General features: G+C 73.5%; 17 protein-coding genes. 4 read left to right on the top strand and 13 right to left on the bottom strand.

The window, feature by feature from the left end; genetic code table 11:
- Positions 1–32: 32 nt before the first annotated feature.
- Both ASG49_RS05250 and dnaG read right to left on the bottom strand, forming a co-directional pair.
- Complete coding sequence (locus ASG49_RS05250) at positions 33–626, bottom strand: hypothetical protein (RefSeq protein WP_056537964.1); 594 nt, start codon at positions 624–626, stop codon at positions 33–35.
- Positions 623–2,470, bottom strand: coding sequence for a DNA primase (dnaG, locus tag ASG49_RS05245; protein ID WP_056537961.1), 1,848 nt, complete (start codon positions 2,468–2,470; stop codon positions 623–625). Before dnaG ends, ASG49_RS05250 begins: the two co-directional genes overlap by 4 nt.
- A gap of 94 nt (positions 2,471–2,564) precedes the next feature.
- Between dnaG and ASG49_RS05240 the strand changes: the two genes are divergently transcribed.
- From ASG49_RS05240 to ASG49_RS05225, 4 genes are read left to right on the top strand one after another with little or no spacing between them, the layout of a single operon-like run.
- Complete coding sequence (locus tag ASG49_RS05240) at positions 2,565–3,008, top strand: phage holin family protein (RefSeq protein WP_056537958.1); 444 nt, start codon at positions 2,565–2,567, stop codon at positions 3,006–3,008.
- On the top strand, positions 3,005–3,253 hold the full coding sequence (locus tag ASG49_RS05235; protein WP_056537956.1) for a DUF3618 domain-containing protein: 249 nt from the start codon (positions 3,005–3,007) through the stop codon (positions 3,251–3,253). Before ASG49_RS05240 ends, ASG49_RS05235 begins: the two co-directional genes overlap by 4 nt.
- Positions 3,250–4,374, top strand: a complete 1,125-nt coding sequence (locus tag ASG49_RS05230; protein WP_056537954.1) for a YihY/virulence factor BrkB family protein — start codon at positions 3,250–3,252, stop codon at positions 4,372–4,374. Before ASG49_RS05235 ends, ASG49_RS05230 begins: the two co-directional genes overlap by 4 nt.
- On the top strand, positions 4,371–4,778 hold the full coding sequence (locus tag ASG49_RS05225; protein WP_056537951.1) for a hypothetical protein: 408 nt from the start codon (positions 4,371–4,373) through the stop codon (positions 4,776–4,778). Before ASG49_RS05230 ends, ASG49_RS05225 begins: the two co-directional genes overlap by 4 nt.
- Positions 4,779–5,139: 361 nt before the next feature.
- On the opposite strand, the gene ASG49_RS05220 is transcribed toward ASG49_RS05225, so the two are convergent.
- From ASG49_RS05220 to ASG49_RS05170, 11 genes are all read right to left on the bottom strand, one after another.
- Entirely contained in the window at positions 5,140–6,057 is a 918-nt protein-coding gene (locus tag ASG49_RS05220) for a 2-hydroxyacid dehydrogenase (protein WP_056537948.1), read from the bottom strand.
- A 43-nt stretch (positions 6,058–6,100) separates the two neighbouring features.
- The gene (locus ASG49_RS05215; protein ID WP_056537944.1) at positions 6,101–7,357 is read right to left on the bottom strand and encodes a deoxyguanosinetriphosphate triphosphohydrolase; all 1,257 of its coding nucleotides are present in this window, start codon (positions 7,355–7,357) and stop codon (positions 6,101–6,103) included.
- Between the two features lie 52 nt (positions 7,358–7,409).
- A complete protein-coding gene (era, locus tag ASG49_RS05210; protein WP_056537941.1) occupies positions 7,410–8,342 on the bottom strand; it encodes a GTPase Era in 933 nt (310 codons plus the stop codon).
- Positions 8,339–9,106 carry a siderophore-interacting protein gene (locus ASG49_RS05205; RefSeq protein WP_056537938.1) on the bottom strand — a complete coding sequence of 256 codons (768 nt, stop codon included), beginning with the start codon at positions 9,104–9,106 and terminating at the stop codon, positions 8,339–8,341. Before ASG49_RS05205 ends, era begins: the two co-directional genes overlap by 4 nt.
- A 28-nt stretch (positions 9,107–9,134) precedes the next feature.
- Positions 9,135–10,451 (bottom strand): cyclopropane-fatty-acyl-phospholipid synthase family protein, encoded by a 1,317-nt coding sequence (locus tag ASG49_RS05200; protein ID WP_056537935.1) that lies wholly within the window; start codon positions 10,449–10,451, stop codon positions 9,135–9,137.
- The gene (locus ASG49_RS05195; RefSeq protein ID WP_082533790.1) at positions 10,448–11,863 is read right to left on the bottom strand and encodes an FAD-binding oxidoreductase; all 1,416 of its coding nucleotides are present in this window, start codon (positions 11,861–11,863) and stop codon (positions 10,448–10,450) included. The genes ASG49_RS05200 and ASG49_RS05195 overlap by 4 nt, the downstream gene beginning before the upstream one ends.
- Positions 11,864–11,965: 102 nt before the next feature.
- Positions 11,966–12,349, bottom strand: coding sequence for a hypothetical protein (locus ASG49_RS05190; protein WP_056537930.1), 384 nt, complete (start codon positions 12,347–12,349; stop codon positions 11,966–11,968).
- Positions 12,350–12,359: 10 nt separating this feature from the next.
- Positions 12,360–13,739, bottom strand: a complete 1,380-nt coding sequence (locus ASG49_RS05185) for a hemolysin family protein (RefSeq protein WP_056537927.1) — start codon at positions 13,737–13,739, stop codon at positions 12,360–12,362.
- 10 nt (positions 13,740–13,749) lie between these two features.
- Entirely contained in the window at positions 13,750–14,259 is a 510-nt protein-coding gene (gene ybeY / locus ASG49_RS05180) for an rRNA maturation RNase YbeY (RefSeq protein ID WP_056537924.1), read from the bottom strand.
- Entirely contained in the window at positions 14,256–15,332 is a 1,077-nt protein-coding gene (locus ASG49_RS05175; protein ID WP_056537922.1) for a PhoH family protein, read from the bottom strand. Before ASG49_RS05175 ends, ybeY begins: the two co-directional genes overlap by 4 nt.
- A 103-nt stretch (positions 15,333–15,435) precedes the next feature.
- Positions 15,436–16,647, bottom strand: a complete 1,212-nt coding sequence (locus tag ASG49_RS05170; RefSeq protein ID WP_235561910.1) for a hypothetical protein — start codon at positions 16,645–16,647, stop codon at positions 15,436–15,438.
- Positions 16,648–16,657: the final 10 nt, after the last annotated feature.

Genomic DNA, 16,657 nt, shown 5'->3' with positions numbered 1-16,657 from the left:
CCGCAAACCCTAGCAACCTCCGACCGCGCGCGCTAAATCGGGCCGGGCCGCCCGACGCGGTCGGCCAGGGAGGTGCCGTCGGCGGCCTCGCCGAGCTCGGAGCGGGCCTGTGTGAGGGCCAGGTCGGAGACGGCCTGCACCTCGGGGTCGTCGGGGTCCAGACCGGCGTCGTAGCTGTGCATCCAGGCCACCGGGCCCCCCACCGGGCTGCGGCGGGCGATGACGGTGACGCCCTGGCCGGCACGCACCGGGACCTTGCGCTGGAGCACGATGCTGGCCGTCACGCGCTCGCGCAGCAGCTGCAGGAGCAGCGGCGGCTCCTCCATCTCCCAGGACCACTCCGGACGTCGGCGGCCGTAGTCGCCCACCCCGCGCAGCCGCAGCCGGCCGCCCTCGCTGTCCCACGCGGCGTCCTCGACGCGCTCCCAGGCCAGCCAGGTCACGCCGCGCTCCTCGACCAGGACGAGCCGCTCGCGGGTGCCGAGCAGCCAGGTGCCGTCGGCGGTCGTGGCCGCGGCCAGGACCTTCTCCCCGCGGGGCAGGGCGGCCCGACCGAGCACCTCGGCGGGCGGTGCGGCGGCCCCGGGGTCGCGGGAGGACCAGGGCAGGTGCCAGGTCGGGCTCACTGGCTCTCCAGCGCCTTCTCGCGCAGGCTGCGGCGGTGCTGCTCGAGGGCGACCAGCTCGCCGAACATCCGGTTGTAGTCGGCGGCCTGCTCGACGGGATTGGTGCGCTGCAGCTTGGACTTGAGCTCGGCGATGCGTCGCTGGGCCGTCAGCTCGCGCAGCCGGTGGACGTGCTGGGCGACGTAGGCCGCGTCGGGCTCGGTGGCCCGCAGCGGCTCGACGGCGAGCTGGCTGACCAGCGCCTTGAGCCGCTCGTCCGCCACGCTGTCGCGCAACCGCGCCGCCCACTGGGCGTCGGCGGCGGCCAGCCCCCCGACAGCGGCCACGGCCGACCACAGCGCGCGGTAGGCGCCGTGCGTGAAGTCGGTGCCGTCGACGTCGGCGGCGGTGCTGCGGACCGCCGTGGGGTGCTGCACCACGAGCTTGAGCACCTCGCGCTCGAGGTAGAGCCGCGGGTCGCGCGGGTCGGGCAGGTCGGCCTGGGGCTGGCGCGGCGTGACGTCGACCGGGGCCGAGCCGCGTGAGGCGGCCGTGCGGACCGCACGCTGCACGTCGGCGGGCTCGATGCCCAGCATGCCGGCGAGCTCACGGGCGAAGGCGTCGACCTTGGAGCGGTCGCGGATCGCCGTCACCAGCTTGGCCGCCTCGCGCATCGCGTCGATGCGGCCGTCGGCGCGGTCGAGGTCGTAGCGCTGGACCACGTTGGCCAGCACGAAGCGGTAGAGCGGCACCCGGCGGGCCACCAGCTCGCGCACCTCGGCGTCGCCCGACCTCAGCCGCAGGTCGCAGGGGTCCATGCCGGTCGGCTCGACAGCGACATAGGTCTGCCCGGCGAAGACCTGGTCGCCCTCGAAGGCGCGCAGCGCGGCCTTCTGCCCGGCCTCGTCGCCGTCGAAGGTGAAGATGACCTCGCCGCGGAAGTCGTCGTGGTCGTGCAGCAGCCGGCGTACGACGCGGGCGTGGTCGTCGCCGAACGCCGTGCCGCAGGTCGCGACGGCGGTCTTGACGCCCGCGAGGTGGCAGGCCATCACGTCGGTGTAGCCCTCGACGATCACGGCCTGGCTCGACCGGGCGATCTCGCGGCGGGCCAGGTCGATGCCGTAGAGCACCTGGCTCTTCTTGTAGATCGGCGTCTCGGGGGTGTTGAGGTACTTCGCCTCGATCCGGTCGTCCTCGAAGATGCGCCGGGCGCCGAAGCCGATCACGTCGCCGCTGCTGTCGCGGATCGGCCACATCAGCCGGCCCCGGAACCGGTCGTAGAGGCCGCGCCCGCGGCCCACCAGCCCGGCGGTGACCACCTCGTCGTCGGTGAAGCCGAGCTGGTGCAGGTGGCGGTAGAGGTCCTCGCCGCCGCGCGGGGAGAAGCCCACCCCGAAGTGGGCGGCCGCCTCGGCGTCGAAGCCGCGGGAGTCGAGGAACTGGCGGGCCTGGAGCGCGGCGGGGGTGGCCAGCTGCTCGGCGTACCACTGCGCGGTGACCTTGTGGGCCTCGACCAGCCGCGGCCGCTGCGGGCCGCCCTTGGGCCGCGCGGGGCCACCCTCCTCGTAGCGCAGCTGCACCCCGACCTTCTCGGCCAGGCGCTCGACGGTCTCGCTGAACGGGAGGCCGTCCATCTCCATCACGAAGTTGATGACGTCGCCGCCCGCGCCGCAGCCGAAGCAGTGGTAGAAGCCGCGCGAGGGGGTGACGTGGAAGGAGGCGGACTTCTCGTCGTGGAAGGGGCACAGGCCCTTCATCGAGCCGCCGCCGGCGTTGCGCAGGGTGACGTAGGAGGCGACGACGTCGTCGATGCGGGTCTTCTCGCGGACCTCCGCGATGTCCTCGTCCTTGATCCGCCCTGCCACGACGCGGAGTCTACGGGGGCCGGCCGACATCCAGCCCCGGCCGCGGCGGGGGGTCCGGGGTTTGAGCGGGAGGCAAACGGGCTACGGGTCACCCATGACCGATCAGTCGGGCTCCACCGCGGTGCCCACCACCCAGACCCACGACCCCCGCCAGGGAGCCGACCCCACGCTGGGCGCCCTGGTCAACCAGCTGACCACCCAGGTGCCCGAGCTGATCCGCTCCGAGATGCGCCTCGCCCAGGCCGAGCTGGCCCAGAAGGGCAAGAAGGTCGGCGTCGGCATCGGCATGTTCAGCGCCGCCGGGCTGCTCGCCTTCTTCGGCTTCGGCACGCTCGTCGCCACCGCCGTCCTCGCGCTCAGCCTCGTGCTCGACGGCTGGCTCGCCGCCCTGATCGTCGCGGTCGTGCTGTTCGTGATCGCCGGGATCCTCGCCCTGACCGGCAAGGGCCAGGTCCAGCAGGCCACCCCGCTCGCCCCCGAGAAGGCCCAGCAGGGCCTCAAGGACGACATCGCCACCGTGAAGGGACAGCGCGCATGAGCCAGACCCCCCAGGAGATCCAGGCCGACATCGAGCGGCAGCGCGAGCAGCTGGCCGGCACCGTCGACCAGCTCACCCAGAAGCTCGACGTCAAGGCCCAGGCCAAGAACAAGGTGGCCGGCGTCAAGGACCGCGCGACGACCGCCGACGGTTCCCCCGAGCCGGGCCTCGTCGGCGCCGGCGCGGGTGCCGCGGCCGGTGTGGTGCTCGCGCTGCTCATCATCGCCTGGCGGAGCCGGCGGTGAGCGCGTCCGACGTACGCCGCAGCCGCGACGACGTCTCGACCTCGACTCCTGACGGGGCCTCGCACGAGGACAAGCCGGAGTCGCCCACCGAGCTGCGCAAGCAGTCGTGGGGCTACGTGCTGCGCAAGACGCTGCACGAGTTCACCGAGGACCAGTGCACCGACCTCGCGGCCGCGCTGACCTACTACGCCGTGCTGGCCGTGTTCCCGGCCGCGATCGCCCTGATCTCGACCATCGGCGTCTTCGCGGACCCGGCCGCGGCGGTCGACAACGTGCTGAAGATCCTGCGTCCGCTCGTCTCCTCGCAGATCCTCGGCACCATCGAGCCGTTCCTGACCTCGGTGGCCCAGTCCGACGCCGCCGGCGTCGGCCTCGTCGTGGGTCTGCTCGCCGCGCTGTGGTCCGCCTCGGGCTACGTCGGCGCCTTCAGCCGCGCGATGAACAAGATCTACGAGATCGAGGAGGGGCGTCCGTTCTGGAAGCTCCGCCCGGTGATGCTGCTGCTGACCTTCGTCTCGGTGCTCCTCGCCGCGACGGTGCTCGTGCTGCTGGTGGTCTCCGGACCGATCCTGCAGTCGATCGGCAACGTGGTGGGCCTCGGCGACGCCGCGGTGACGACGTTCGCGATCGTGAAGTGGCCCCTCGTGCTGGTCATGGTCGTCGTGCTCGTGGGCCTGCTCTACTACGTCACCCCCAACATCCAGCAGCCGAAGTTCAAGTGGATCTCGGTGGGCGCGGCCGCGGCCATCGGCATCTGGGTCGTCGCCTCGGTGGCCTTCGGGCTCTACCTCGCGACGTTCGCGAACTACAGCAAGACCTACGGCGCGGCCGCCTCGGTGATCGTGGCGCTGTTGTTCGTGTGGATCACCAACCTGGCGCTGCTCTTCGGCGCCGAGCTCGACTCCGAGCTCGAGCGGGGGCGTCAGCTGCAGGCCGGGTTGCCCGCCGAGGAGGACCTGCAGCTGCCCCCGCGCGACACCCGCAACATCAAGAAGCTGCGCAAGCAGCGTGACAAGGACGCCGCGATCGGGCGCAAGATCCGGCGAGAGGCGGGCCAGCGCGACGACGCGTCGGCCGCCACAGACGCTCCCCACCGGGAGCAGAAGGAGGGAACCCCATGATCGGCAAGTTGGTAGTCCTGGCCGCAGGAGGCGTCGGCTACGTGCTCGGCGCCAAGGCCGGACGCGAGCGCTACGAGCAGCTCCGTCAGTCCTACGAGAAGGTCAAGAACGACCCGCGCGTGCAGGAGAAGGCCCACCAGGCCGCCGACCTCGCCCGCGAGAAGGCCCCGCTGGTGAAGGAGAAGGTCGCCGACACGGCCAGCTCCGCCGCCGACGCCGCCAAGGACGCCTCGGGTGCGGCCAAGGACAAGGTCAGCTCCTCCTCGTCCACCTCGGGCCCCACCGGCGTCGTCTCGACGTCCACCCCCACGGGTGCGGCCTCGGAAAGCAAGGCCGACGGCGAGCTCAACCCGGAGCGCCTGCGCGCCGGCGAGGACACCGGCCCCCAGGGCAACCTGCCCTGAGCTGACGCACCTGCTCCACCTGTTCGACCCGAGGACCGATCCGGCGCTGCCGGGTCGGTCCTCGTCGTCGTGAGCGGCTCTTGCTCGGCTTCGAGGCCGGCGGCGGTTTCCCAGGTTCGCTTGGGAAACCGTCACTGCGCCGGAGCAACAACCCCGGCGCAGCGACCGGACCTCCGGCGGAGCGGGAGGCGGTGCCTCGGTCCTCTCGTACGCCGCTCGCTCGGCCCACCTCGGGACACCAGCGTCGTCAGGAGTACGCCGGGACAGCGCTGGTGTCCCGAGGACGACCCCACCCCGACCACCGGCCACCCGGGAAGACCACCCGGAGGGCCAGCGGACCGCCCCCGGGAAAGACCCCGGCTCAGTAGTCCCCGGTGACCACGTTGGCGAGCTCGTCGTCGGCGGCGTACCGCTCGAGCTGCTCGCGGACGAGCCGGCGGGCGCGGGGCTGCATGGCGCTGCTGGCGCCGCCGACGTGGGGGGTGAGCAGCAGGCCGGGGGCGTCCCAGAGGGGGTGTCCCTCGGGCAGCGGCTCCGGGTCGGTGACGTCGAGGCCGGCGCGGAGCCGGCCGCTGGTCAGCTCGGCGAGCAGGGCGTCGGTGTCGACGACCGGGCCACGGGCCACGTTGACCAGCAGCGCGCCGTCGCGCATCCGCGCCAGCATGGCCGCGTCGAAGAGGCCGACCGTCTCGTCGGTGCCGGGCACCACGACGACCACGACGTCGGCCGAGGGCAGCAGCGAGGGCAGGTCGCCGATCGGGTGGACGCCGTCGCGGGCGCTGCGGGCCACCCGGACCACGTCGGCCTCGAAGGCCCGGACGCGCTCCTCGACGGCGGCGCCGATCTGGCCGTAGCCCACGATCAGCACGGTCTTGTCGGCCAGCGACTCCCGCCGCTCGGCCTCCCAGGCGCCGCGGTCCTGCGCCCGGACGAACTCCGGGATCCCGCGCAGCGAGGCCAGCGTCAGGGTCAGGGCGAGCTCGGCGGTCGAGGTGTCGTGGATGCCCCGGCCGTTGCACAGCGTGACGCCCTCGGGCAGGTAGGGGCGGACGTGCTCGACCCCGGCGGTCTGGGTCTGGACCACCTCCAGGCGCGGCATCCGCGCCAGCAGCTCGCCGTCGGGCCGGCTGAACCGGTAGTGCATCACCACGAACGCCACCTCCTCGACGCTCGCCGGCACCTCGTCGCCGTCGGGGTCGACGTGCTCGTAGCGCAGCCCGTCGGGCAGCTCCCCCAGCTCGGCGGGGTCGAACGGCAGCCAGACCAGTCGATCGCTCATGGGCCCATCCTCGCGCGGTCCGGGACCCGAGGGGTGCCCCGGGTCAGCGGCACAGCCGCGCGTGCCACGCCACCGCCGAGGCGTCGGTGAGGCTGGCCAGCTGGTCGAGCACCACCCGGGAGCGCCCCCGGTCGTCGGCGGCCTCGCGGAGGTCGGCCGCGTGGGCGGCGTCCATCGCGTCCTCGCCGCGGCGCACCAGCGCCTCGTGGAGCTCGGCGACCAGCTGACGCTGCCGCTCCATCACGCCCAGCCGGGCCGTCGAGCGCATCACGTAGTGCGCCGCCACCCCCTTGAGCACCGACACCTCGGCCAGGGTGCCGTCGGGCACCACCAGGTCGGCGCGGTGGCGGGCCAGCGGCCCGGGCCCGTGCCGCTCCACGGTGGCGCGGTGGACCTCGCCGCAGAAGACCCCGATGAGGTCGCTGGTGAGGTTCTTCAGCGAGGCGAGCGCCCGCCGGCTCCCGTCGTACGCCGCGCCGGGCCACGAGCCGACCGAGCGCACCCGCGCCAGGGCCTCCTCGAGCGCCGCCGCGTCGACGTCGGGCAGGTAGAGCTCGCGCACCGTGGCGAAGACCGCCGCCCGCTCCCCCGGGTCGTCGAGCAGCGCCAGGTCGATGCCGCCGAGCACGACGCCGTCCTCGAGGTCGTGCACGGAGTAGGCGATGTCGTCGGCGACGTCCATCACCTGCGCCTCGACCGCGCGCCGGGCGCCGCCGACCCCGTCGCGCAGCCACCCGAAGACGGCCCGGTCGTCGTCGTAGACGCCGAACTTGCCGGGGCGGTCGGCCGGGGCGTCGGTGCGGGTCCAGGGGTACTTGGTGCAGGCGTCGAGCGTCGCCCGGGTCAGGTTGAGCCCGACCGAGCGCCCGTCGGCGTCGAAGGACTTGGCCTCGAGCCGGGTCAGGATGCGCAGCGTCTGGGCGTTGCCCTCGAACCCGCCGGCCGCCGCCCCGAGCTCGTCGAGCACGGTCTCGCCGTTGTGGCCGAAGGGCGGGTGGCCGAGGTCGTGGGCCAGCGCCGCGGTCTCGGCGAGGTCGGGGTGGCACCCGAGCGGGTGGGCGAGGTCGCGCGCGACCTGGGCCACCTCGAGGCTGTGGGTGAGCCGGTTGCGGACGAAGTCGTCGGTGCCGGGCCCGAGCACCTGCGTCTTGGCCGCGAGCCGGCGCAGCGACGCCGCGTGGACGACCCGCGCCCGGTCGCGCTCGAAGGGCGTCCGCTCGGGCGCGCGCACCCGCTTGAGGGGCTCCTCGACCCAGCGCTCGCGCGCGTGCGCGTCGTAGAGGTCGTCCCAGCCGGTCACGCGGCGACGCTACCGGCCGGCACCGACGCCGCCGACCCGCCCCGGGCGCGCCTCAGAAGCCGAGCCGGCGCAGCTGCTTGGGGTCGCGCTGCCAGTCCTTGGCGATCTTGACGTGGAGGTCGAGGTAGACCGGGGTGCCGAGCATGGCGGTGATCTGGTGGCGGGCAGCGGTGCCGACCTCCTTCAGGCGCGAGCCCTTGTGGCCGATCACGATGCCCTTCTGCGAGGAGCGCTCCACGAACAGGTTGGCGTGGATCTCCAGCAGCGGCTTGTCGGCCGGGCGGCCCTCGCGTAGGCCCATCTCCTCGACCACGACGGCGATCGAGTGCGGCAGCTCGTCGCGCACACCCTCCAGCGCGGCCTCGCGGATCAGCTCCGCGACGATCGCCTCCTCGGGGGCGTCGGTCAGGTCGCCGTCGGGGTAGAGCTGCGGCCCCTCGGGCAGCCGCTGCACCAGCAGGTCGGCGAGCAGCTGCACCTGGTCACCGTTGACGGCCGAGACGGGCACGATCTCGGCCCACTCGGTGCCGGTCTCGCGGCCGAGCCGGTCGATGGCCAGCAGGTGCTGGCCGAGCTGCTCGGGGGTGACGAGGTCGGTCTTGGTGGCGACCGCGAACTTCGTCGTACGCCGGACCTTGGCCAGCTCGTCGACCAGGAACCGGTCGCCGGGACCCGGCTTCTGGTCGGCCGGGAAGCAGACGGCCACCACGTCGACCTCGGCCCACGTGGTGACGACGAGGTCGTTGAGCCGCTCGCCCAGCAGGGTGCGCGGCTTGTGCAGCCCGGGGGTGTCGACGAGCACCAGCTGCGCGTCGGGCCGGTGCACGATGCCGCGCACGACGGTGCGGGTGGTCTGCGGCTTGGAGGAGGTGATCGCCACCTTGGTGCCGACGATCGCGTTGGTCAGCGTCGACTTGCCGGCGTTGGGGCGGCCGACGAAGCAGGCGAACCCCGACCGGTGCGGGTCGCTGGTGGGGGTGCTCATGCGGGGTCCCTGCTCTCGTCGTACTCGGCCCAGATCTGCTCGTCGGTCTTGCCCGCGGCGCGGCCACGGGCGTAGAGCGGACCGGGGTCGACGCGCCGGGCCTGACGACCGCGGCTGCCGCTCCAGTAGCCCATCACCTCGTGGTGCTTGGAGTCCCAGCCGAGGTCGCGACGGACGTGGCGGCGGATGTCGCGCATCTGCGCGGACTCGCCCGCCATCCAGAAGTAGCCCGGGCCGTCGGGCCAGTCGAGGCCGGCCACGGTGCGGGCCAGCTCGCTGCTGCCCGGCTCGGCGTGGTGCCAGGTCGCCTCCACGCCGAGGTAGTCGGGCAGCGGCCCGTCGGGCGTCTCGGCGTGCACGGCGAGCGGCAGCGTGCCGCCCAGCGAGGCGGCGATCCGGGCCATCGCGGGCAGCGCGGTCAGGTCGCCGGCCAGCACCACCCAGCCGGCGTCGGGCGGCAGCTCGAAGGACCCCTTGGGCGCCCCGAGGCCGACCTCGTCGCCGACGCAGTCGGTCTGTGCCCACCCGGTGACCAGGCCCTCGTCGTGCACGACCACGTCGAGGACGAGGTCGTCCCCCTCGAGCGAGCGGACGGTGTAGTAGCGGGTCTGGAACTGTCCCGGCACGGTCAGGGCCAGCCACTCGTCGGCCACCCCGGTCGAGGCCAGCGTCCCGTCGGTGGTGAGCTCGAGCCGGAGCAAGTGCTGGGAGATCCGCCGTCGCGAGCGCACCACGGCGCGGTGCGTCGTACGGGCGGAGGTCATCCCCGCAGGCTATCCGCCGGCGCCGGTCTCACACCCAGTCGGGGCGCAGCGGGAACCCGCTGCGGCCCTCGTCGTCGGTGCGGGTGGCGAGCACCTGGTGGAGCTGGATCTCGTTGCGCTCGAAGCCCATCCGGGAGCCGGCCATGTAGAGCCCCCAGACGCGGGCCGTGCCCTCGCCGACCTCGGCGACGGCCTCGTCCCAGTGGGCCTCCAGGTTGCGGCACCAGCCGGCCAGGGTGTGGGCGTAGTGGACCCGGAGGTTCTCCTCGTGCTGGACCTCCAGGCCCGCGTCCTGCGCCTCGGTGATGATCCGGCCCGAGCCGGTCAGCTCGCCGTCGGGGAAGACGTAGCGGTCGATGAAGGCGCCGGTCGCCGTCGGCCTGTTGGTCGGGCGGGTGATGCAGTGGTTGAGCAGGCGACCGCCGGGGAGCAGCTTGTCGCGCAGGAAGCCGAAGTAGGCGGGGTACTGGTCGACGCCGATGTGCTCGGTGAGGCCGATCGAGCTGACGGCGTCGAAGCCGGTCTCCTGCACGTCGCGGTAGTCGAGGTGGCGCACCTCGGCGAGGTGCTCGAGGCCCTCCTCGCGGATCTTCTCCTGCGCCCACTCGGCCTGCTCGCGCGAGAGCGTCACGCCGAGGGCGCGGACGCCGTGCTCGCGGGCGGCGTGGCGGACCATGCCGCCCCACCCGCAGCCGACGTCGAGCAGGCGCTGGCCCGGCCGGAGCGCGAGCTTGCGGGCGACGAGCTCGTACTTCGCGCGCTGGGCCTCCTCGAGCGAGGTGTGCTCGGTCTCGAACAGCGCGCAGGTGTAGGTCATCGAGGGCCCGAGGACCATCTCGTAGAACCGGTTGGAGACGTCGTAGTGGTGCGAGATCACCTGCGAGTCCCGCTCGGAGGAGTGGCGCAGCCCCTCCATGACCCGGCGCCAGCGCGGCAGGTGCTCCTGCGGCGGCGGGGGCGGGGGCAGCAGCTGCGAGAGGCCGATCGAGCGCATCAGGGCGACCGCCTGGCCCGGGCTGGGCCGACGGAAGCGCATCGCGCGCAGCAGCGTCACCATGCCGGCGTAGGGGTCGCCCGGGTGGACGCCGCGCACGTCGAGGTCGCCCGAGACGTAGGCCCGGGCCAGCCCCAGGTCACCGGGGGCGGTGACCAGGTAGGCCAGGCCGCGCTCGGTCGTGAGGTCCAGCCCGAAGGGGGCGTCGGTCGGGCCGTAGCTGCTGCCGTCGTACGCCGTGAACCGGACCGGCGCGGGCCGGAGCAGCAGGGTCTCGAACATCTGCGCGATAGTCAGCTTGGGGGCCGTGGTCCCGCGGGCTGCACCACCGAGGTCCTTGAGGGTCGTCATCGTCGTCGCACCGCCTTGTCGTAGAGGCTCGTGAGCCGGTCGTGGGGGTCGTAGCGCTGCTTCACCGCAGCCAGGTGGGGACCGTCGTAGAGACGGTCGAAGGTCTCGCGGTCGTAGAACGACTCGGAGTAGAGGGACTTGTGTCCGTCGAGCTCGGCGACGCGCGCCTCGATCGCCCGGTTGAGCGGGGCGTCGGGGGCCTCGGGGCCGACGGACACCGCGCCCCAGAAGCCGACGTTGACGTAGGTGCGCCCCGGCTCGAGGGGGTACGTCGGCCACGGGTTCGTCCCGGCCACGGAGTCGCGCAGCCGCAGCGGGCACAGCCAGACCGGGCGCATGCCCACGGCCTCGTCGAACCAGTCGAGGAACTCCCCCAGCCGCTCGACGGGCACCTCGACGTCCTGCACGACGCGCTCGCGGGCCGGCCGGCCGGCGCGGGCGTCGAGCCGGTCGACGACGCCGAAGCGCTGGTCGAGGCCGACGAGCCGGTGGTAGGTGTCGGAGCGGCGCAGCCGGCGGGGCCAGAGCCGGCGCACCAGCGGGTGCTGGGCGCCGAAGGCCCGGGAGCACCAGAACCAGTCGGTGTCCCAGCGCCAGAGGTAGTCGTGGACGGTCATCAGGTCGGTGGTGCGCTCGGCCACCGAGCGCCAGTAGACGCCGGCGCCGGTGTAGTCCGAGCCCGGCTGGTCGCTGTCGACGAACCGGCCGAGGCTGAGCACGTGGTGGCCGGGCTCGAAGGAGGTGCCGTCGAGCAGGTCGACGGCCTCGCCGTCGAAGGCCCCGGTGTCGGTGATCTCGGCGATCGCCCGCTCCAGCGGGCCGGTCTCGGTGAAGCGCACGTGGCGCAGCGCGACGTGGGAGGTGACGGGCATCAGCTCGATGCGCAGCCGGGTGGCGTAGCCGAGCGAGCCGTAGGAGTTGGGGAAGGTGGTGAACAGGTCGGCGTGCTCGGTCGGACTGGTGGTGACGACCTCGCCGGCGCCGGTGAAGACGTCCATCTCGAGCACGGACTCGTGGGGCAGCCCGTGGCGGAACGACGTGGACTCGATGCCGAGCCCGGTGACGGCGCCACCGAGGGTGATGGTCCGCAGCTGGGGCACGACGAGGGGCACCAGGCCGTGGGCCAGCGTGACGTCGACGAGGTCCTCGTAGGTGCACATGCCCTGGACGTCGGCGGTGCGGGCGCCCGGGTCGACCTCGATCACCCCGGTCAGCCCGGAGACGTCGAGCCCCGAGCCGGCCACGGTCTCCCGGGGGCGGAACAGGTTGGAGGTGCGCTTGGCCAGCCGGACCGGCGAGCCGGGCGGCAGGGCGGCGTAGGACTGCTGGAGGCGGCGGACAGCGGCGGCGTGGGCCGCGCGGCCGGTGGTGCTGGCCGTACGGCGTGACGCCTGGGGCAGCAGGGCGGTCATGCCGGACACCTCCTGGGGTGGTTGCTCATCGCAACCATCATGGCACGTCGACGCTCCCACCTTGCCAGCGACCGGGGGGCTCGCGCACCACCCCGCGCCGCGTCAGGTCGTACGCCGCGCCCGCAGCCGCCCGGCCGGGTCGCCGAGCAGCACCGTGACCCCGCTGCCACCGAGGTCGCCGACCACCGCGAGCTCGTCGTCGCCGACCTGGTCGGAGTCGGTCAGCAGCACGGCCGCCTCGAGGCCGGCGGCCCCGCTGGCCACCGCCATCGCGACCGCGGCCCCCAGGGCGCTGAGCCGCAGGTGGGGCAGGTCGACCGTGGCGGCGGCGTAGGTGCGCCCGTCGAGGTCGCGCAGCGCGGCCCCCTCGGCGGCGCGCGCCCGGGTGCGGGTGGCCTTGGCCAGCACGGCGAGCTTGCGGTCCTCGGCGCCGGGCTGGTCGGCAGGGTCGTCGGTCAGCGGCTCCCAGCCGGCGGTGTCGGTCACGCGCGGGAGTCTAGGTCTGGGAGGAGCGGACGCGGTCGCCCCGGTCCTCGCGCTCGCGCTCGCGGCGCTCGGAGCGGGACCGGCGCTCCTCGGGCACGTCGTCGTCCTCGGGGTCCGGGACCGGCTCGAGCCGGCGCACCAGCACCGTGCCGATCTTCTTGCGGCGGCCCTTGGCCTCCTCGGCGGTCAGCTGGAGACCGAGCACCTCGACCGTCGAGCCGGGGATCGGGACCACGCCGAGGTGCTTGGCCATCAGCCCGCCGACGGAGTCGACGTCCTCGTCCTCCACGGCCACCCCGACGAGGTCCTCGAGGTCGTCGACGGGGAAGCGTGCCGGCACCCGCCGGGCACCGTCGGGCAGGATCTCCACGCCGGTCTCCTCGGCGTCGAACTCGTCGGTGATCTCGCCGACGATCTCCTCCAGCACGTCCTCGATGGTCACGATGCCGGCGGTGCCGCCGTACTCGTCCACGACGACGGCGATGTGGCGCCGCTGCGCCTGCATCTCGCGGAGCAGGTCGTCGGCGGGCTTCGAGTCGGGCACGTGGAGTACCGGGCGCATCAGGTGCTCGACGTCCTCGGTGCTCTCGGCGGCCTTGCGGTCGAAGACCCGCTTGCTGACGTCCTTGAGGTAGACGAAGCCGATGATGTCGTCGAGGCTCTCCCCCACCACCGGCACCCGGGAGTAGCCGCTGCGCAGGAACAGCGACATCGCCTGGCGCAGCGTCTTCTGCCGCTCGATGTAGACCACGTCGGTGCGCGGCACCATCACCTCGCGCACCGAGGTGTCGCCGAGCTCGAAGACGGAGTGGATCATCCGGCTCTCGTCGGACTCGATCAGGCTCGAGGCCTCGGCCAGGTCGACCATCTCGCGCAGCTCTGCCTCGGAGCCGAACGGCCCCTCGCTGAAGCCCTTGCCCGGGGTCAGCGCGTTGCCGACCAGGATCAGCAGGCGCGGCAGCGGTCCGAGCACCCGCGAGAGGGCCAGCACACCCCCCGCGGTGGCCAGCGAGACCTGCTCGGCGCGCTGCCGGCCGATGGTGCGCGGGCCGACGCCGATGACGACGAAGAGCACCACGAACATCACCACCGTGGCGACCAGCGCGGTCGACCAGTCGTTGCGACCCAGCAGGCTCATCGCCACCGCGGTGGCGAGCACCACGGCGGCGGTCTCGCTGAGCAGCCGCAGGAACAGCAGGGCGTTGAGGTGGCGTGCGGGGTCGTCGAGCACCCGGAGCAGGTGGACGGCGCCGGGTCGCTGCTCGTGGGCGAGCTCAAGGGCCCGGGCGCGCGAGAACGACGTCGTCGCGGCCTCGGTGCTGGCGAGCACCGCCGCGAGCGCGACGAGGGCGACCACCGTGAGGATCAGCGCCGGGCCGTGACCGTCCATCGGGGGCCGCTCAGCCGCGGTCGTCGGGCGTGGGCGCCGGTTGTCGGGCGGCGTGCTGCGCCGCGTCCGACTCGTGGCCGAGGAACTCCCCGAGCAGCTGCGCCTGGAGCGCGAACATCTCGCGGTGCTCGTCGGGCTCGCCGTGGTCGTAGCCCAGGAGGTGCAGGATGCCGTGCACCGTGAGCAGGTCGAACTCGTCCTGGGTGTCGTGGCCGGCGACGTCGGCCTGCTGCGCGGCGACGGCCGGGCACAGCACGAGGTCGCCGAGGACGCCCTCCTCGGGCTCGGCGTTGACCAGGCCCGGACGCAGCTCGTCCATCGGGAAGGCCAGGACGTCGGTGGGACCGGTCTTGTCCATCCACTTCGCGTTGAGCTCGGCGATGGTGGCCTCGTCGACGGCGGTCACCGAGAGCTCGGCGAGCGGGTGGACGCGCATCCGGTCGAGCACGGAGCGGGCCAGCCGCTGCAGCCGGTGCTCGTCGAGCTCGGCACCGGACTCGTTCTGGATCTCGATGCTCACCGGCGCTCCCCCGTACGCCGCTCGGCGGGCCGTGCGACGGGGACGGACTGGCCCTCCTGGCGGGCGTCGAACTCGTCGTAGGCCGCCACGATCTTGCCGACCAGCCGGTGGCGCACCACGTCGTGGGCCGTGAGCCGGTTGAAGGCGATGTCCTCGACGTCGTCGAGGATGTCCTCGACCACGCGCAGGCCCGACTTGGTGCCCGAGGGCAGGTCGACCTGGGTGACGTCGCCGGTGACCACGATCTTGGAGCCGAAGCCGAGCCGGGTCAGGAACATCTTCATCTGCTCCGGCGAGGTGTTCTGCGCCTCGTCGAGGATGATGAACGCGTCGTTGAGCGAGCGGCCGCGCATGTAGGCCAGCGGGGCGACCTCGATGGTGTTGGCGGCCAGCAGCTTGGGGATCAGCTCGGGGTCGAGCATGTCGTGCAGCGCGTCGTAGAGCGGGCGCAGGTAGGGGTCGATCTTCTCGCTCAGCGTGCCGGGCAGGAAGCCCAGCCGCTCGCCGGCCTCGACCGCGGGTCGGGTCAGGATGATCCGGTTGACCTTCTTGGCCTGCAGGGCCTGGACCGCCTTGGCCATCGCCAGGTAGGTCTTGCCGGTGCCGGCAGGACCGATGCCGAAGACGATCGTGTGCTTGTCGATCGAGTCGACGTAGCGCTTCTGGTTGAGCGTCTTGGGACGGATCGTGCGGCCACGGTTGGACAGGATGTTGAGGCTCAGCACGTCGGCGGGACGCTCGGTGGTCTCGGCCTGGAGCATGCCGATCACCCGCTCGACGGTCTCGGCCGACAGGCCCTGGCCGGTGCGGATGATCGTGACCAGCTCGTCGAGGGCACGCTCGGCCACGGCCACCTCGGCGGGGGCGCCGGTGAGGGTGATCCGGTTACCGCGGACGTGGACGTCGGCGTCGAAGGCCTTCTCCATCTGCGCGAGGTGCTCGTCGCGCGGCCCCAGGAGGGAGACCATGTTGATGCTGGTGGGCACCACCACCGTCGTGGGCGTCCGTGTCGCGGCCTCGGCCGTGTCGGGGACCTGGGGATCGGTGGTGCCGGCGTTGCTGGGTTCGGTCATTGCTGGCCCACGGTGGGCCGCCCTTCGGTGCGGTGGCGATGATCGTGTCGATGCTACGGGAGGCAGAACACGCGGTCACCCGGGTTGCTTCCCGTCCGGACGGTCAGGGTCGGGTGACCTGCAGGATGCCGAGGCACATCTCGTCGGTGCTGCCCTCGCCCCACACGACGTAGCGCTCGGGGACGCCCTCGAAGGCGGGCAGCTGGTCGCGCAGGCGCTGGGTGTGGCGGCAGGTGACGCGGACGGTGTCGCCGGGCACGAGCCGGGTGGGGCGCACCGCACGGCTCCCCTGGTCGTCGAAGTTCCACACCGGGACGTCGAGCAGGGTCCGCGCCCGGGGCGTGCCGGGGTTGACCTCGATCCGGACCTGCCGGCCCAGCAGGTGCATGTGGCCGGCGACCCCGCGCACCGTCTCGGGCTGGGTCACGGGCCGGTCGCAGGTCTGGACGGGCCCCGGTCGCACCTCGCCGCACAGCAGGTGCAGCAGGTCGGCGGTCGACCCGGGACCCTCGCCGAAACGCTCCTTGACGTCGGCGACCGCGGCCGCTCGCTCGCACAGCGCCGCGTCGTCGCGCCCGGGGCGGCAGGGGAGCTCGACCGGCGCCGGGAGCAGCCGGGTGTGGAGCAGGGTCGTGGCCGGCGTGCGCGGGGCGAGGCGGAGGTCGACGGCGCTGCGGTCCGGCTCGGCGCCGTCGACGAGGTTGTAGTGGACCTGCATCACGATGCGGGAGCCGCGGTCGAGCTCGACGCCGAGCCCGCGGGGGTGCACCTGCTCGCGGCCGCCGGGTGCCCAGGCGCCGAGCCACGGGGCGTCGTCCAGGCCGGCGCCGGGTCCGCCGCCGAGGCCGGTGTCGCCGAAGCAGGTCCAGCCCTGGCCCGCGGTCGCGTCGTCACGCTCCTCCGCGGCGTCGACCTGCTCGGTCGGCACCCGGAACAGGATCACGTGGTGGACGACGTCGGGGTTCCCGGGCCGCACGTCGAACCCGGTGATGGCCTGGTCCGAGGCCAGTCGGGGGTCGAGCAGGAAGCAGCGGTAGTCGTCGGTGCCGCGGCCGTAGGGCGCCGAGGGCGTGTAGTCGGCCGGCATCCGCAGCCCGACCCGCCGCTCCCCCGCGCGGAGCGGACGGGGCGGGGTGTCGTCGTCGGCGGCCGCGGCATGCCCGGAGTGCCCGGCGGCCGGCTGCTCGGCCGGCTCCTCGGCCGGCGTAGGGGACGGCGTGGCCGCTGCACCGGCGCCGTCCGGGGCTTCGGTCGCACCGGACCCGGTGGCGCCGCAACCGCCGAGCAGCAGCGCGAGCACGGCCAGGGCGGCCACCAGGACCGCG

Source organism: Marmoricola sp. Leaf446 (genome assembly GCF_001424755.1).
Lineage (GTDB): Bacteria > Actinomycetota > Actinomycetes > Propionibacteriales > Nocardioidaceae > Marmoricola.
This window is presented reverse-complemented; position numbering and strand designations above follow the sequence as displayed.

What these genes read in the sequence shown, in the direction of transcription:
- ASG49_RS05240 (WP_056537958.1), top strand. Translation starts at nt 2,565, where the DNA reads ATGACCGATCAGTCGGGCTCCACCGCGGTGCCCACCACCCAGACCCAC.
- ASG49_RS05235 (WP_056537956.1), top strand. Translation starts at nt 3,005, where the DNA reads ATGAGCCAGACCCCCCAGGAGATCCAGGCCGACATCGAGCGGCAGCGC.
- ASG49_RS05225 (WP_056537951.1), top strand. Translation starts at nt 4,371, where the DNA reads ATGATCGGCAAGTTGGTAGTCCTGGCCGCAGGAGGCGTCGGCTACGTG.
- ASG49_RS05220 (WP_056537948.1), bottom strand. Translation starts at nt 6,057, where the DNA reads ATGAGCGATCGACTGGTCTGGCTGCCGTTCGACCCCGCCGAGCTGGGG.
- era (WP_056537941.1), bottom strand. Translation starts at nt 8,342, where the DNA reads ATGAGCACCCCCACCAGCGACCCGCACCGGTCGGGGTTCGCCTGCTTC.
- ASG49_RS05205 (WP_056537938.1), bottom strand. Translation starts at nt 9,106, where the DNA reads ATGACCTCCGCCCGTACGACGCACCGCGCCGTGGTGCGCTCGCGACGG.
- ASG49_RS05200 (WP_056537935.1), bottom strand. Translation starts at nt 10,451, where the DNA reads ATGACGACCCTCAAGGACCTCGGTGGTGCAGCCCGCGGGACCACGGCC.
- ASG49_RS05195 (WP_082533790.1), bottom strand. Translation starts at nt 11,863, where the DNA reads ATGACCGCCCTGCTGCCCCAGGCGTCACGCCGTACGGCCAGCACCACC.
- ASG49_RS05185 (WP_056537927.1), bottom strand. Translation starts at nt 13,739, where the DNA reads ATGGACGGTCACGGCCCGGCGCTGATCCTCACGGTGGTCGCCCTCGTC.
- ASG49_RS05175 (WP_056537922.1), bottom strand. Translation starts at nt 15,332, where the DNA reads ATGACCGAACCCAGCAACGCCGGCACCACCGATCCCCAGGTCCCCGAC.